16 protein-coding genes and 1 other annotated feature are annotated in these 16,945 nt (G+C 40.1%); all 16 genes read left to right on the plus strand.

Annotation, left to right across the window (positions count from 1 at the left end):
* Positions 1-22: 22 nt before the first annotated feature.
* The 16 genes from ftsZ (at position 23) to CD33_RS16800 (ending at position 16,944) form a co-directional block, all read left to right on the plus strand.
* On the plus strand, positions 23-1,174 hold the full coding sequence (gene ftsZ, locus CD33_RS16720; RefSeq protein ID WP_036202762.1) for a cell division protein FtsZ: 1,152 nt from the start codon (positions 23-25) through the stop codon (positions 1,172-1,174).
* Between the two features lie 670 nt (positions 1,175-1,844).
* A complete protein-coding gene (locus tag CD33_RS16725; RefSeq protein WP_036202766.1) occupies positions 1,845-2,669 on the plus strand; it encodes a sigma-E processing peptidase SpoIIGA in 825 nt (274 codons plus the stop codon).
* Positions 2,670-2,906: 237 nt separating this feature from the next.
* Entirely contained in the window at positions 2,907-3,614 is a 708-nt protein-coding gene (gene sigE, locus CD33_RS16730) for an RNA polymerase sporulation sigma factor SigE (protein WP_036202769.1), read from the plus strand.
* A gap of 571 nt (positions 3,615-4,185) precedes the next feature.
* Positions 4,186-4,968 carry an RNA polymerase sporulation sigma factor SigG gene (gene sigG / locus CD33_RS16740; RefSeq protein ID WP_036202775.1) on the plus strand — a complete coding sequence of 261 codons (783 nt, stop codon included), beginning with the start codon at positions 4,186-4,188 and terminating at the stop codon, positions 4,966-4,968.
* A gap of 161 nt (positions 4,969-5,129) precedes the next feature.
* The gene (locus CD33_RS16745; RefSeq protein ID WP_036202776.1) at positions 5,130-5,366 is read left to right on the plus strand and encodes a PRC-barrel domain-containing protein; all 237 of its coding nucleotides are present in this window, start codon (positions 5,130-5,132) and stop codon (positions 5,364-5,366) included.
* Between the two features lie 78 nt (positions 5,367-5,444).
* Entirely contained in the window at positions 5,445-6,113 is a 669-nt protein-coding gene (locus tag CD33_RS16750; protein ID WP_036202779.1) for a YggS family pyridoxal phosphate-dependent enzyme, read from the plus strand.
* Positions 6,114-6,130: 17 nt separating this feature from the next.
* Entirely contained in the window at positions 6,131-6,604 is a 474-nt protein-coding gene (locus CD33_RS16755; RefSeq protein WP_036202780.1) for a cell division protein SepF, read from the plus strand.
* A gap of 115 nt (positions 6,605-6,719) precedes the next feature.
* A complete protein-coding gene (locus CD33_RS16760; protein WP_036202782.1) occupies positions 6,720-6,998 on the plus strand; it encodes a YggT family protein in 279 nt (92 codons plus the stop codon).
* 134 nt (positions 6,999-7,132) lie between these two features.
* Positions 7,133-7,921: a YlmH family RNA-binding protein gene (locus CD33_RS16765; protein ID WP_036202785.1), complete on the plus strand. Its 789-nt coding sequence runs from the start codon at positions 7,133-7,135 to the stop codon at positions 7,919-7,921.
* A gap of 91 nt (positions 7,922-8,012) precedes the next feature.
* Positions 8,013-8,564, plus strand: coding sequence for a DivIVA domain-containing protein (locus tag CD33_RS16770; RefSeq protein WP_036202786.1), 552 nt, complete (start codon positions 8,013-8,015; stop codon positions 8,562-8,564).
* A 69-nt stretch (positions 8,565-8,633) separates the two neighbouring features.
* Positions 8,634-8,880 (plus strand) — a binding site (T-box leader).
* A 237-nt stretch (positions 8,881-9,117) separates the two neighbouring features.
* Positions 9,118-11,877 carry an isoleucine--tRNA ligase gene (ileS, locus tag CD33_RS16775; protein WP_036202789.1) on the plus strand — a complete coding sequence of 920 codons (2,760 nt, stop codon included), beginning with the start codon at positions 9,118-9,120 and terminating at the stop codon, positions 11,875-11,877.
* Between the two features lie 274 nt (positions 11,878-12,151).
* Positions 12,152-12,628, plus strand: a complete 477-nt coding sequence (gene lspA, locus CD33_RS16780; RefSeq protein ID WP_036202792.1) for a signal peptidase II — start codon at positions 12,152-12,154, stop codon at positions 12,626-12,628.
* Entirely contained in the window at positions 12,628-13,539 is a 912-nt protein-coding gene (locus CD33_RS16785) for an RluA family pseudouridine synthase (protein ID WP_036202796.1), read from the plus strand. Before lspA ends, CD33_RS16785 begins: the two co-directional genes overlap by 1 nt.
* Positions 13,540-14,016: 477 nt before the next feature.
* A complete protein-coding gene (pyrR, locus tag CD33_RS16790) occupies positions 14,017-14,562 on the plus strand; it encodes a bifunctional pyr operon transcriptional regulator/uracil phosphoribosyltransferase PyrR (protein ID WP_036202800.1) in 546 nt (181 codons plus the stop codon).
* A 21-nt stretch (positions 14,563-14,583) separates the two neighbouring features.
* The gene (locus tag CD33_RS16795; RefSeq protein WP_036202803.1) at positions 14,584-15,876 is read left to right on the plus strand and encodes a solute carrier family 23 protein; all 1,293 of its coding nucleotides are present in this window, start codon (positions 14,584-14,586) and stop codon (positions 15,874-15,876) included.
* A gap of 192 nt (positions 15,877-16,068) precedes the next feature.
* Positions 16,069-16,944 carry an aspartate carbamoyltransferase catalytic subunit gene (locus CD33_RS16800; RefSeq protein WP_140422924.1) on the plus strand — a complete coding sequence of 292 codons (876 nt, stop codon included), beginning with the start codon at positions 16,069-16,071 and terminating at the stop codon, positions 16,942-16,944.
* Position 16,945 lies beyond the last annotated feature (1 nt).

A 16,945-nucleotide genomic window follows, 5' to 3' on the forward strand; every position in this document is an offset into this window, starting at 1 on the left:
AAGTGTGGCAGGAGGAGAAACTATGTTAGAATTTGATACGAATATAGACCAGCTGGCTAACATCAAGGTAATCGGTGTCGGCGGTGGCGGTAATAATGCAGTAAATAGAATGATAGAGCATGGTGTACAAGGCGTTGACTTTATCGCCGTAAATACCGATGCACAAGCATTAAACCTTTCAAAAGCAGAATATAGATTACAGATCGGCAACAAACTGACTAGAGGTCTTGGTGCAGGGGCAAACCCTGAAGTCGGTAAAAAAGCGGCTGAAGAAAGCCGCGAGCAGATCGAGGAAGTTTTGCGTGGCGCCGACATGGTTTTCGTTACTGCTGGCATGGGTGGGGGCACAGGTACTGGTGCAGCACCGGTAATTGCTTCAATTGCCCGTGATTTAGGAGCTTTGACTGTCGGTGTAGTGACACGACCATTCTCATTTGAAGGCCGTAAACGTCAAACGCAGGCAATCGGTGGTATTGCAGCAATGAAAGAGGCTGTAGATACTTTAATCGTCATTCCAAATGATAAATTATTGCAAATCGTTGATAAGAGCACTCCGATGTTGGAAGCTTTCCGTGAAGCAGATAATGTGCTTCGCCAAGGGGTTCAAGGTATTTCGGACTTGATCGCAACGCCTGGATTAATTAACCTTGACTTTGCAGACGTTAAAACAATCATGTCTGACAAAGGTTCGGCATTAATGGGAATCGGTATTGCCACTGGCGAGAACCGTGCAACGGAAGCAGCGAAAAAGGCGATCTCAAGTCCATTACTTGAAACTTCGATTGATGGGGCAAAAGGCGTTATCATGAACATCACTGGGGGCTCTAATCTAAGCTTATTTGAAGTGCAGGAAGCGGCGGATATTGTCGCATCAGCTTCAGACGAGGAAGTAAACATGATTTTTGGTTCTGTAATCAACGAGAACTTAAATGATGAAATCATTGTTACCGTCATCGCAACAGGTTTCTCTGATGATATTCTTACTCAGCCACAACGACAACAAAGCAGTCGCCCAACAATGCGTGGAGGCCAAGCCCAGGCCCAACCTCAAGCACCTGCGCGTGAACGAGTGCAAGAGCAGCCGGTTCAACAAGAACCACAAAGACAGGTTCAACAACAGCAGGATGATGTACTGGAAATTCCAACATTCCTGCGTAACCGTCGTAATCGATAAGCGGCATCGTAAGATAAGATTCGACAGATGGTTCTAGAGTGTAGACAAAGTCGAGCTTCGACTTTGTCTACACGTTTTTTTTAGGTTATTTCCAATAATGAAAAATTACACAGACTATCTTGAAAACGCTTGGCAGACAAGATAGGCAGTCGAGTGAAGAATTGAATAGAACAAAACGTTCATGAGGGGACGAACGAGACAACCAGCTCAGCTCAGGATGAAAGCGTTTATCAACAGTCTGAAGCCATCTCACTAAGTTGAGATGGTTTTTTTGCATCCTTTGCATCCAGTAAATTCAAGCCTTCATATCAGCAGCGAAATTCATTGACGGTCCTATACAACAAAACTGATCAAATCGTAGCGGCCCACTAGGAGCTTTTGGTTTACATGAGGAGCCATGCTTCGTGCACCTCTTGCACAATTAGCATCGTGTTGGCCCTTTTTTGCTAAAGAAAGAATATTATATTGAATGACTATAAGCGACAACTGACTCGGAACGGTTCACCATATTTTTACCTCGTAATATACTTCCTTTAAAGAATTTCTACATATTGTGTCAAAAAACTTCACTTTTTAATACATATTGTCAAAAAGAAAATTCATATTTGTACGACGGTTTGACATTTTCTGAAAGCCTGCGGTGTTACTCTATTAACAGGAGGACGCTGAAATGATTGGAGAATTACTCGTACTATACAATACGTTATTCAACTATTTTTTATTAAAGTTCACGCAAGAAATAACGGGATTGTATGTAAAAAGGAGTAGGTTGTTACTTAGTGCGTTTTGCAGTGGACTGATTGCAAGCATTTTCTACCAGACATTGATTGGGGCCTTACTAAGTTTTATCGTACTCATTGGACTAGCATTTTCCTTTAGACTCCAGGCGTTGTTAAAGCAAGGCACTGTACTTTTTATAACTACCTTTTTTTTGGGTGGCGTATTAACAAGCTTACTGCCCTTTTTATTAAATCAATCAGAAGTTACTTTTTTTATTTTATGTACAGCCATCGCCTTTTTAGGACTAACAGCGATCCATTCAAAATGGAGAGCGATGACGCTATCCAAAATTCAACATTCATTTGTCGTAGATTGTGACCTCGAATTATTTAAAAAAACATATAGTTTGAAAGGGTTTATCGATACAGGGAATGAATGCACCGAACCTATGAGCGGGAAACCGGTTCATTTTCTATCATATTCGGCAGTATCGACATACTTACCGGAAGATTTCCATAAAGCTTTGCTGGAATGGGATGAGAAAAATCCTTATCAACTAAAGATGTTTCCTGCTTACGTTTATCCAAAGGTGAGGGTGTTGACGCTATCGACAGTGCAGCAAGAACGGTCCACAGTCCTTGCTTTCCGATTTGACAAGCTAAAACTGACCGGTACAACTACGAAAGAAATGTTTGAACAGTATATTGTTTTCACTAAACAAGATGCGAGATACCCACAAGACGCACAAATGATTCTTCACGTTTTAGCACTATAAATTACTATGCTTTCATTTGTCTAATTAGTAGTGCAATGTCTAAATCGCCAAAAAACGCGTAACCAAATTTTGGACAAGGTATATAGGGTACTAAATCTCCTTCCTAAGTGTTTAGTAAAGTGAAGAAGTGTAGGAGAGATAAGACCGCGTGCGCTATTCAGCTACCTATCACTGGCGGAGATATATCCGATAGTGAGGGACCACTTAATCAAATTTACGCATAAAGGGGGAAAATGATTGTTTAATAAAATAATTGACCTATTTAGAAAAATTTGGAGTAAGTTTCGTCTTAAAGGAACGTACTATATAGGAGGGCACGATTCATTGCCAGTACCATTAACTAGAGAAGAAGAGATGACAGTTATTGAAGCCTTTATGAATGGTGATTTAAGAGCGAGAGATACCCTGATCGAGAGAAATCTCCGTCTTGTTGTCTATATTGCAAGACGTTTTGATAACACAGGCACGCCAATAGAAGATTTAATAAGTATTGGTTCCATTGGGTTAATAAAAGCAATTGAAACATTTAATACTGAAAAAAACATAAAATTAGCAACATATGCTTCAAGATGTATTGAAAATGAAATTTTGATGCACTTGCGAAAGACAAGCCGCATGAAGGGAGAGGTTTCACTAGACGAGCCTTTAAATTCAGACCCGGATGGAAATGAATTGCTACTCTCGGATATTCTCGGAACAGAAGAACAAATCATCATGAATGATGTCGAGAAGAAGATTGAACGTCAGCACATGTTCCAAGCAATCAACGGATTGAGTGAACGTGAACGCTATATTATGGAATGCCGGTTTGGCTTAAATGGCAAACAGGAAATGACACAAAAAGAAGTGGCAGATCATTTAGGAATCTCCCAATCCTACATTTCACGTTTAGAAAAGAAAATTATTCTGGATTTACGGGAACATTTAAATCAGCCAATTTCTTAAGATGAAAAATGGAAGATGACCTTTGAGGCGGAGCTAAGCAGCAGCTCCGCTTTTTGTTGTCCAGCTGCGATCGCCAGCTCCTCGAGCAACTTCGGTGCTGCAAAAAGGGCAAAAAAGCGCCCTTTTGTCAGCCCCTCCAGTTGATGTCGGAGCTGGGCGGGCGATTCTTTCGCATTTCGAGTGTCCAGCTGCGATCGCCAGCTCCTCGAGCAACTTCGGTGCTGCAAAAAGGGCAAAAAAGCGCCCTTTTGTCAGCCCCTCCAGTTGTTGTCGGAGCTGGGAAGGCGATCTGCGCTTTTCTGATTGATTGGATGAAATTGGACGATTTTTTTGTGCATATTCTTTTTTATTCCGGACAAACTTAAAAAACAGTTCAGAGATATATGTGAAACTTTCTTCAAGATTAACTTAGGAAAGTTGAAGACCACCTATGTGGTTTTCGCAGACAGTTCACACTAGATGGACTCATTGGCTGTGCACATAGAAATTCAAGCATTTGCTGACTGTTTATTCCTTTGATTTTTACAGCAGTAAATGCGGGGAAAAAAAAGACAGTTCGGAGGAAAAGAAGATGGTTCGTACTAAAGTAGAACTTTGTGGTGTAGATACTGCTTCTTTGCCAGTGCTAAAACATGAAGAGATGAGAGCGCTGTTCGTTCGCTTACAAGCAGGAGAAGAATGGGTAAGAGATGAACTGGTCATTTGTAATTTAAGGCTTGTATTAAGCATCGTCGGAAGGTTTTCCTATCGAGGCGAACAAGCAGATGACCTATTCCAGGTAGGTTGTATAGGTTTATTGAAAGCTATTGATCATTTTGATCTGAAGCATAATGTTCGATTTTCAACATATGCTGTACCAATGATCATTGGTGAAATTAGAAGACACTTGCGTGATCACCATGCATTACGTGTCTCACGATCCCTGCGTGACATTGCTTATAAAGCGATGCAAGCAAAAGAAAAATTTATTTCCGAAAATCTACATGAGCCGACAATCGAACAGTTAGCGGAAGCCATCGAAATGAAGAAAGAAGATGTATTGTATGCTCTGGATGCAATTCAAGACCCCTTATCTTTGCAAGAGCCGATCTATTCAGATGGTGGTGACGCCGTTTATATTATGGATCAATTAAGAGATGATGATGTATCCGAGGAACAATGGGTTGCGTATGTAAGTGTCAAAGAAAGTATGCAAAAGTTGGATGAAAGACAACAAATGATTCTTTCCAAGCGATTCTATTACGGCGAAACACAAACTGAAATTGCAAAATCACTCGGCATTTCTCAAGCGCAAATTTCCCGTTTGGAAAAAAATGCAATCGAGACAATGCAAAAAGACTATAAATTAGGATAATACATGCAGCGCACTTATTTTTAAGTGCGCTTTTATTTGCCATTGAATAGTACTGGAATTTATGCAAGAAGTTTTTCTATTTAGTATAAATTTTGCTCTCCAAAGCATAAGTGTTATTAAGAATAGAATGAGATAATTATGTACGCGGAAGGAGATTATATTTGCGTTTTTCGGATGTGCAGCAGAAGGAAATCATCGAAGCGGGTAATGGCCGGTTTATCGGCTATATCGTGGATGCGGAAGTTGATGAAAAGACAGGAAGTATCGTTGCATTTTTAGTTTCCGAACCGAAAAAGTTCATGTCCTTTATGCAAAGTGAGGAACAAGTAAGAAAAGTACTAATCAGTGATGTGCTTGTTGTTGGAAAAGATGTCATTTTGGTAAGAGAACTTGCTTGATGCAAGTCTCTATGCATTGAAAAATAGCATGTAGATTGATACAATAAAAGAAACTATAGATGCAAAGTTGGGTTTAAATTGGCAAAGATACAAAAAAACTTGCAAATCATAAATGAAAAAATAGAACAGGCACAAAATGGCATTGAAAGAGCGCAAGAAGTGAAAGTCATCGCCGTCACAAAACAAGTATCGACAGAAAGAGCGATGGAAGCAATCGAAGCGGGATTAATTCACCTCGGTGAGAACCGTCCAGAAGGATTATTAGCAAAAAAAAGCGAAATTAATAATTCAGCAGTTTGGCATTACATCGGTTCCCTGCAATCAAGAAAAGTGAAACAAGTCATTAATGAAATAGACTATCTTCATTCCCTGGATCGTTTTAGTTTAGCTGAGGAAATAAATAAACGGGCACAAAAAACGATCAATTGTTTTGTACAGGCAAATGTCTCGGGAGAACAATCGAAACATGGGCTAAGCAAAGATGAAGTCATACCATTTATCAAGAGTCTAGAGCAATTTGAAAATATCCATATAGTTGGTTTAATGACAATGGCTCCAAATACAGAAGATGAAGCAATTATTCGCAATGTATTTCGTGAACTAAAAAATCTACAACAGGAAGTTGTTAATCTCAACTTGCCATCTGCACCTTGCCAAGAACTTTCAATGGGTATGTCAAATGACTACGAAATTGCGGTAGAAGAAGGTGCAACATTTGTAAGAATTGGAACAGCTCTTGTTGGATAGAAAAGAGGGATTACTAAATGAGCATGAAGAACAAAATCAAAAATTTCTTTTACCTAGAGGAAGATGAAGAGGCAGTAGAAGTGCACGCTCCAAGTCCGGCGAACCTTCCAAAAGAGCAACCATTATCCAAATCGCGCATCAAAAAGGAAAGAAAAGTTGTGGAGGTAGAAGCACCATCACAATCACCTCGAAATGTTGTCAGTTTACAAGCTGCGAATTCGTTGAAAAATTCAAAGGTAGTTATTGCCGAGCCACGTGTATATGCAGAAGCTCAGGATATTTCGGAACACTTAAAAAACAAACGCGCCATTATCGTGAATTTACAACGGATTGACCGAGAGGCTGGAATTCGAATAATCGACTTCCTGAGTGGCACAGTTTACGCATTAGGCGGAGATATTCAACGGATAGGTACTGATATATTCTTGTGCACACCAGAAAATGTAGAGGTATCTGGTGAAATCTCAAATTATTTTTCTGAGGAATCCTAACTTCATTCCTTATTTTGGGATGGAGTTACCCTCTGTTTAACACGTACATAAGAAAAAATATCACCCGGTAACTGTTTTCAAAAAAATCTTAATCTAGAGAGGGTTATCAAACTAAATGCTGCAATCTATTATGTCAATAGTATCAATCGCATTTTCGATCTATTCGTTCATGCTAATCGTGTACATTCTCATGTCTTGGGTCCCGGCTGCCCAAGAGTCTTCATTTGGCCGATTATTGGCTAAATTATGCGAACCATATTTAGGCTTTTTCCGAAAGTTTATTCCTCCGATTGGTATGATTGATTTTTCGCCAATCATCGGGATTTTATTATTAAACTTTATCGAACGAGGCGTAAGAATTGTTCTACTGAATCTTTCAACTATGATCGGATAGGACATAACCCCTACGGAATGTGGGGGTTTTTTTATCACGAAAAAAGTGGGAGTTTATCCATACATTAAAAATTTCAAATTTTGGAACACTAATAACGTGTACAAGTAATATAGTAAAGAGTGAGGCTTTCGGAGATGGAGCATTTAATTCAGCATTTTAGAAAAGACGAACAAACGTTTATAGAAAAAGTGATTGGCTGGCAACGGGAAGTAGAGGACCGTTTTGCACCAAAGCTTACGGATTTCCTTGATCCGCGGGAACGATTTATTGTTTCGTCGATTATCGGCCAACAAAGTGACCTGCAAATACTCACCTTTGGAGGTTTCCATGAAGCAGAGCGCGAACGACTTTTTATTTGCCCAAATTACTTTGAACCCTCTTTGGATGATTTCCAGATTTCCTTCTTCTCGATTCATTATCCCGCCAAATTTGTGCAACTGAAACACCCAGATGTTTTAGGGGCATTATTGTCTTTGGGGATGGGGCGCAATAAGTTTGGGGATATTCGTATAGAAGGGGAAACTATCCAGTTCGCGGTTGCAGGGGAAGTGCAAGATTATATAAAAGCCAACTTAACGTCAATTGGGAAATCAAAAGTTAAAATTGAACAGATTGAAGCAGAGGATGAATTAATCACTTTGACAGAAGAATGGTTTGAAAAATCCTACACTGTTTCTTCCATGAGATTGGATGTCATCTTGGCAACAGTTGCGAATATATCAAGACAAAAGTCTCAAAGTCTGATAAAAGCAGGAAAAGTCAAAGTGAATTGGACGGTAAGAGAGGATACTTCATTTGAAGTGCAAGAAGGGGATGTGCTTTCAGCAAGAGGGTATGGCCGAATTAAAGTCATGATGACAGAAGGCCGAACAAAAAAGGATAAAATCCGACTGCAAGTGGGCAGATTAGAGCAAAAACAGTAGATCCTACTGAAAATTTACGAAATTTGATGTCAAGTGGCGTGTCGAGCTGTATAATAGAGAAAGATATTTGAAACGAAAAGGAGTGTTGAACATGCCATTATCACCTCTTGATATACATAATAAAGAATTTACTAGAGGCTTCCGCGGTTATGCAGAAGACGAAGTGAATGAATTTCTGGATCAGATTATTAAGGACTATGAAATTATCCTTCGTGAAAAAAAAGAGCTGGAAGAGAAGATTAAAACGATGACCGAACAGATGAGTCATTATAATACGCTGGAAGAGACATTGCAAAAATCTATCGTCGTTGCCCAAGAAGCTGCTGAAGAGGTGCGTCGCAATTCCCAGCAAGAGTCGAAGCTCATTATTAAGGAAGCAGAGAAAAATGCAGACCGCATCGTCAATGAAGCACTAGGCAAAGCGCGCAAAATTGCAATCGAGATTGATGAGTTGAAAAAACAGTCGAAAGTATTCCGCAACCGCTTTAAAATGTTGGTGGAAGCTCAATTGGATCTTTTGAGTACGGATGACTGGGACCACTTGATGCAATATGATGTCGGTCTAACGGAAATTCAAAAACATGCAAGAAGAGAAACAGATGAAATCGAACTAACGCCTGAAGAGTTAAATAAACTTCTCTAGTTCTGTTTTTACTTGACGTAAATAAGTAGTTTCCATATACTGATATCACAACAATCAAAAATTGGCTTCATAACTGCATTGACGGAGACAGTATTTTTTGAACGTGGCTAAAGCGATTCGGGGATGGTGCAAGCTCGAACAAACATTCAAAAAAGAAAATCACTCCTGAGCAAAATTACTGAACTTAAAAGCATCATTGCTTTTTTAGTAAGTGGTTTCGTATACACTAGCGTTAAAGTGTCTAAGAGGTAATCTAACCGTACGATTAGATTGCAAATTAGGGTGGTACCACGAGTTATAGCAACTCGTCCCTTTATTGGGATGAGTTGCTTTTTTTTGTGAAAATAACTATAAGCCTTCCCGTATATATTCGATCCATATTCATTCAGAAAGTTATACTGTGGATCGCACCATGATTTACATCATCCAGTCATTGAGTGTGTTGAATCGGTAAGCTTGGTCGGGATTTTATTTGGCTTAATGCTTAATGTAGTTATTAGCAAACATACGGGTCGTTTATAATGAAGGAATATAAAATTTAGGAGGACTTAAAATGGTAGAGTACAAAGATACGTTATTAATGCCGAAGACAGATTTTCCAATGCGCGGAAATTTACCGGCGAATGAACCGAAAATGCAAGAAAAATGGAACGAAATGGACATCTACAAAATGGTTTTGGAGCGTACAAAAGATCGTCCGCATTACGTATTGCATGATGGACCTCCATATGCCAATGGAGATATCCATATCGGGCATGCTTTAAACAAAGTATTGAAAGATATGATTACACGCCATCGTTCAATGACCGGTTACCATGTACCTTATGTACCGGGTTGGGATACGCACGGTTTACCGATTGAGCAGGCCCTTACAAACAAGGGTGTAAAACGCAAAGAAATGACAGTTGCCGAGTTCCGTGAGTTATGTGAAAAATATGCATATGAGCAAGTAGAGAACCAAAAATCGCAATTTAGCCGTTTAGGGGTTCGTGGGGATTGGGAGAATCCTTATATTACACTGAAACCGGAATTTGAATCACGCCAAATTGAAGTATTCGGAAAAATGGCTGAAAAAGGCTATATTTACAAAGGTCTAAAACCGGTTTATTGGTCTCCTTCTTCAGAATCAGCATTGGCTGAAGCCGAAATCGAATATCAAGATATTAAATCGCCTTCAATTTATGTAAGTTTTAGTATTAAGGATGCAAAAGGTGTTGTGCCTGAAGACGCAAAATTCATTATCTGGACAACAACTCCATGGACGATTCCGGCAAACTTGGGGATTTCTCTAAATCCTGAAATCACATACGTAGTAGTGGCTGTAAATGAAAATAAATTTATCATTGCAAAAGAATTGTTGGCGAATGTAGCCGAAACACTTGAATGGGAAAATCCACAGGTTATTCAGGAAGTTAAAGGGCAGGAGCTTGAATACATCATCGCAAAACACCCATTATACGATCGTGATTCGTTGATCATGGTAGGAGATCATGTAACAACTGATGCAGGTACAGGGTGTGTTCATACAGCTCCGGGTCACGGGGAAGATGACTTCATTGTTAGTAAAAAGTATGGCCTAGAAGTTTTAAGCCCGATCAATGACCAAGGATGCTATACAAATGAAGCACCTGGATTTGAAGGGTTGTTCTATAACGACGCCAATAAAGTTGTCACAGAAAAGTTGAAAGAAGCCGGTGCACTGGAGAAGCTTTCCTTCTTTACGCACTCATATCCACATGATTGGCGTACGAAAAAACCGGTAATTTACCGTGCGACACCCCAATGGTTCTGTTCAGTGGAAGCATTCCGTGATGAACTGTTGAAAGCGGTTGAAGATACAACTTTCACACCGGCTTGGGGTGAAACGCGACTTTATAATATGATTCGTGACCGTGGGGACTGGTGTATTTCACGTCAACGTGCGTGGGGTGTTCCGATTCCGGTATTCTACACTGAAAATGGTGAAGAAATTATTACACCTGAAACAATTTCCCATGTATCACGATTATTCCGTGAACACGGGTCAAATATTTGGTTCCAATGGGACGCAAAAGACTTGCTTCCAGAAGGATTTACACACCCAGGAAGTCCAAACGGCCGTTTCTCGAAAGAGACTGACATTATGGACGTATGGTTCGATTCTGGCTCATCCCACCAAGGTGTACTTGTTGAGCGTGGAATGAAATATCCTGCTGACTTATATCTGGAAGGTTCTGACCAGCACCGTGGATGGTTCAACTCTTCTTTAATTACATCTGTTGCAATTAATGGCTATGCACCTTACAAAGGACTTCTAACGCACGGATTTGTTCTGGATGGCGATGGACGTAAAATGAGTAAATCATTAGGAAACGTGATCATTCCTGAAAAAGTAATGAATCAATATGGTGCGGATATCCTTCGTTTATGGGTGGCTTCGGTCGACTATACTGGGGATGTACGGATCTCAATGGATATGTTAAAACAAATTTCGGAAGTATACCGTAAAATCCGGAATACACTACGTTTCCTACACGGTAACGTTTCTGATTTCAATCCTAAACAAGACCGTGTAGCGTACGATGATTTGCGTGAAATGGATCAGTACATGTATATGCGTCTTCAAGATGTATTAAAAACGGTGCGTAGTGCGTATGATCGTTATGAGTTTGCATCTGTTTATCATACAATCAATAATTTTGTTGCAGTGGAACTATCTGCATTCTACTTGGATGTAGCAAAAGACGTTGTTTACATTGAAGGAAAAGATAATCATGACCGCCGTGCAATGCAAACCGTGATGTATGATACTCTCCAAACTTTGTTGAAAGTGTTGACGCCAATCTTGCCGCATACGACAGATGAATTATGGTCCTACTTAAACGAAGAGGAAGTATCAGTGCAATTAACAGACTTCCCGGAACTTGACGAGCATAGCAACTTCCCAGAGCTTCGTGCAAAATGGGAAAAAGTTATTGCCGTGCGTGATGACGTTCTAAAAGCTCTTGAAGAAGCACGTAATGCTAAGATAATCGGTAAATCACTAGAAGCAAAACTGACTATCTTTGCAAGTGAGGATGTTGCTGCATTATTAAATGATCCAGCAGTCAACTTTGCACAAAGCTGCATCATTTCCCAACTTGAGGTAGTAACAGGTAAAGAAACTGCCCCTGAAACGGCGCTTGTTTTAGAGAAGACTTCAATTGTTGTTGAAAAAGCGGGCGGAGAAAAATGTGAACGTTGCTGGTCATATTCTGAAACTGTAGGGCAAAACGCGTCACATCCAACTTTATGTAGCCGTTGTGCTGATGTAGTGGAGAAACATTACGTTTAGTGTCTGATTTCCCGGGTTGACAGATATGTGGCGAATTTATGCGCATATTGGACGTCGATTTTTGAAAGCCTAAAAAATGCAAATGTATCACCGCTCTCGTTATCGGGAGCGGTTGTTTTTCGCACTGGCCGAAAAACATGAAAACTGTTGGTCTTTAGTTCCTACTATCGCCTATTCCATGTTAGGATAGTATAGGATAATTCTTATAATCTTTGCCGAATGATTCATTTGAATTGAAAAAAAGGTAAAGATCATGGTCAAATGGGGGAATACTGTGTATAAATACTATGCTATCGCTGCTCTTGTTTTAGTATTAGATCAGTGGACGAAATGGTTAATTGTAAAAAATATGGAGCTTGGAGATCGCATCACGATTTGGGATCCATGGTTTGGTCTTTTATCCCACCGTAACCGGGGTGCTGCATGGGGAATGTTGGAAGGACAAATGTGGATTTTCACGATTGTCACATTGATTGTGATTGCAGGTATTATTTATTACTTCCATAAAGAAGCAAAAGGCAAGCCGGCCTTTGGAATCAGTTTAATGATTTTATTGGGTGGTGCGTTAGGTAATTTTATCGATCGTATTTTCAGAGGAGAAGTTGTTGACTTTGTTGATGTACTAATCCCGATTATTAATTATGACTTCCCAATTTTTAATATTGCTGATGCAGCTTTAACGATTTCAGTTATTATGCTTATTTTAGTGATGCTCAAAGAAGAACGGAATGAAAAGAAAAAGGTGAAATAATGACAGTTGTCACGATTACAATTGAACAAGAAAATGCAGGAGAGCGTATTGACAAAGCGCTTTCAACGATTCAAGAAGAATGGTCGAGATCCCAGATTTCTTCATGGATTACAGACGGGATTGTTAAAGTAAATGGTGAAGATGTTAAAGCGAAATACAAGGTCAAAGCCGGTGATGTCATTGAAGTCGATGTACCGGATCCGGAAAGTTTGGAAGTAATACCGGAGGATTTGGACCTGGAAATTATTTATGAAGACAAAGATGTACTCGTTGTGAACAAACCGAAGGGAATGGTTGTACATCCTGCTCCCGGCCACTTAACAGGTACATTAGTCAATGGCTTGATGCATCATTGTCAAGATTTATCGGGTATCAACGGAATTTTAAGACCAGGTATTGTGCACCGTATTGATAAAGATACATCGGGCTTATTGATGGTTGCCAAAAATGACCAAGCCCACCATTCGCTTGTTGACCAACTTGTGAACAAGACAGTTACCCGCAAGTATACGGCTTTGGTTCACGGTCATATTGCACATGATAAAGGAACGATTGATGCCCCTATAGGACGAGACCCAAAAGATCGTCAAAAACAAGCAGTCGTCGATAATGGCAAACATGCCGTAACCCATTTCAGTGTATTGGAACGACTTGGCGATTTTACCCTTGTAGAATGTCGTCTTGAAACAGGGCGCACGCATCAAATTCGTGTCCATATGAATTATATTGGTTATCCACTTGCAGGTGATCCGAAATATGGACCGAAGAAAACAATTGATTTCGGTGGACAGGTATTGCATGCCGGCGTATTAGGGTTTGTACATCCGGCAACGGAAGAATATTTAGAGTTTGAAGTTCCACTTCCAGCTGACTATGTTGCATTATTGGAAGAATTACGGCAAGGCAATTAATTGCTTCAGAACGAGTTCTTAATGAATGGCGCAAATGCTCTCAATGCAAAAAGGGGGGTGTCTCGATATGGGGCATCTCCTTTTTTCTAATAATTTATAAAATAATATTGACTTAAAACTATATGAAGACTATACTAACAACAGTGAATAGCCCACAGAGATGGGCAACTAATATCAAATCGAATAGTTTCACCTTTAATGGCAGTCCAGAGAGGCTGAGAAGGTACTTGTAGAAATGTTATGGAATGGCTATGCACTTTTTTATTCAATTTTTGTAGGATGGTTTTTTACTACTTAAATTTTAGGAAAAGTTAGCATCACTATATGTATAGTGCAAAAAATGTCCAAACATGCAATTTCAACACGTATAATCCAACCTCTTAAAGCATTGGCTTTGAGAGGTTTTTATTTTGGGAGCTAAACCACTCTTATGACTGCTTGAAACTGGCAAATCCAAATTGGAAAGGAGGAAAAGAAATGGGACAAATTACAGAACTTTTGGATGGACCTTCGATGAATCGGGCTTTAACAAGAATTGCACATGAAATCATCGAAAAAAACAAAGGGATTGACGAATGTATTCTGGTAGGGATTAAAACACGCGGTGCTTTTTTGGCGAGAAGGCTGGCTGAAAAAATCGAGAAAATTGAAGGCAAGCCGATTCGTACAGGAGAATTGGACATTACTTTATATCGAGATGATCTTTCAACAAAAAATGCGAATGGTGAAGCACTTGTACAACAAGTTGATATTGATTATGTCGTTACAAATCAAAAAATTATCTTGGTAGATGATGTTTTATATACAGGTCGTACAGTAAGGGCAGGATTGGATGCAGTAATGGATCTAGGACGGCCTTCACATATACAACTGGCGGTGCTTGTCGATCGCGGTCATCGTGAATTGCCGATTCGTGCGGATTATGTTGGAAAAAACATCCCTACTTCCGGCACTGAAAAAATCGTTGTTCGCTTAACGGAAGTCGACCATGAAGATAACGTGACACTTCACAAACTAGATTAACAGGTAAAAGAGGGAAAAGACATGTCAAAAGCGGTTTTGGACATCAATGAAAAGCCAACAGCTGGCCAACTCGTTACGCTAAGCTTTCAACATATGTTTGCAATGTTCGGTTCAACAATTTTAGTGCCCCAGTTAGTAGGATTAAGTCCGGCAATCGCATTGCTAACGAGTGGAATAGCGACGATCATCTTCTTACTCATCACGCAATTTAAAGTGCCGGCATATTTAGGCTCATCCTTTGCCTTTATTGCACCGATTTTAATTGCTGCCGGCGGTCTGGATGGGAATGGAGCAAGCGTTAACCCTGGGAATGCAATGATAGGAGCCATGGCGGTGGGGCTCGTATATGGAATTGTTTCCTTACTAATATGGAAAACAGGTTATAAATGGTTAATGCGTTTATTGCCACCGATCGTAGTAGCCCCGGTTATTATCGTGATTGGACTCGGATTGGCTGGAACTGCCGTTGATATGGCAATGAACATAAATGGAGAATATAGCTTCAAACATTTTACAGCTGCACTGGTTACTCTGTTTGCGGCAATTATATTCACTGTATTTTTTAAAAATATCCTAAGTACAATGCCGATCCTCCTAGGGTTAATCGTAGGGTATATTTACTCGGCAATCATCGGGATTGTGGATTTCACTCCGGTGTCGGAAGCAAAAATGTTTGCACTGCCGAACTTCTTAATTCCTGGTGTGGATTATGAGTTCAAAGTAACATCAACGATTTTACTGGCAATGGTCCCAATCGTGATTGTCACAATTTCAGAACATATCGGCCATCAATTAGTATTGGGAAAAGTCGTTAACAGAAATTACATAAAAGACCCGGGGTTACATCGATCTTTACTTGGTGATGGAATCGGAACATTCGTCAGTGCCCTGATTGGTGGACCTCCCAAAACTACATATGGCGAGAACATCGGGGTACTTGCCATCACGAGAGTATTTTCAGTGTATGTCATCTTTGGTGCAGCAGTATTGGCCATTTTGTTCTCCTTCCTTGGAAAAGCGATGGCTCTAGTACAAACGATACCAACAGCTGTACTAGGAGGAATCTCGATCTTGTTATTTGGGATAATTGCTTCAAGTGGTCTGCGCATGTTGGTCGAAAACAACATCGATTTTAGTAACAGCCGCAACATGGTGATTGCTTCCGTCATTCTTGTCGTTGGAATAGGTGGGGCTGCACTTCGATTCAATGCAACGTTCTCGATTGAAGGAATGGCACTTGCGGCGATAGTCGGAGTTGTTTTAAACCTAATCTTACCAGGAAGAGATAATAAAGAACCATTATTAGAAGAATAATATTACCTTTTAATGAATTGTCCAGAGAGGCAAAGAAGGGGAATTTGGCAAGTGGGTACATCAGTATTGAGGTACCTTAGCTTGTCATACCTCCTAGCCTCGCGAATCAACTTTGCGAGGCATTTTTTCTGCTAAGAAGGATTTAGTAAACGAGTTTTCTAAAGAAAACCGGGAATTAGGAGGAAAAAACAAGTGAAAAATTTATTATCAATGGAACATTTATCAAATGAAGATATTATGAGGATCATAGAACGTGCTGAACAGTTTGAAGATGGTGAATTGTCCAGATTAACAAAATCCTATCATGTCTCAAATCTTTTCTTTGAGCCAAGTACGAGAACGAAAACAAGCTTCGAGATGGCTGAAAGAAAAGTCGGATGCACGGTAATCCCGTTTGACGCTGATTTTTCAAGTGCCTTAAAGGGTGAAACAATGTATGACACGGTAAAGACGCTTGAAATGATTGGTATGGATGCAGTGGTCATTCGTGCAAAAGAAGATGAATACTATAACGAACTTCTGGAGGGGATCAATGTAGCAGTGATCAATGCTGGAGACGGAGCTGGTCAACATCCTTCGCAAAGTTTGCTTGATTTATATACGATACATAAGGAATTCGGCTCATTTGAAGGGTTGAATATAACAATCGTAGGCGATATCTCTCATAGTCGTGTTGCCAAGTCGAATGCAACCGCACTGAAGCGACTCGGTGTTAACGTCCGTTTCTTATGCCCACCAGAGTGGGCGGGGGATTTCGAGTCATATCACTCCTGGGATGGACTTATAGAAGATAGTGACGTGGTGATGCTCTTGCGAATCCAGCACGAACGCCATGTTGTAAATAAGAGCTTTTCAAAAGAAAGTTATCATGAGCAATACGGTCTGACATTTGAACTGGAAGCGAAAATGAAAAAAAACGCCATTATCATGCATCCTGCGCCGGTCAATAGAGATGTAGAGATTGTATCAGAGCTAGTTGAATGTGAACGCTCAAGGATTTTTGATCAAGTTCGAAATGGTGTTTTTGTCCGAATGGCGATACTAGAGACTCTCCTGGAAGGAAGATAGA

This window comes from Ureibacillus sinduriensis BLB-1 = JCM 15800 (assembly GCF_000772955.1).
In the GTDB taxonomy this organism is placed as follows: Bacteria; Bacillota; Bacilli; order Bacillales_A; family Planococcaceae; genus Ureibacillus; species Ureibacillus sinduriensis.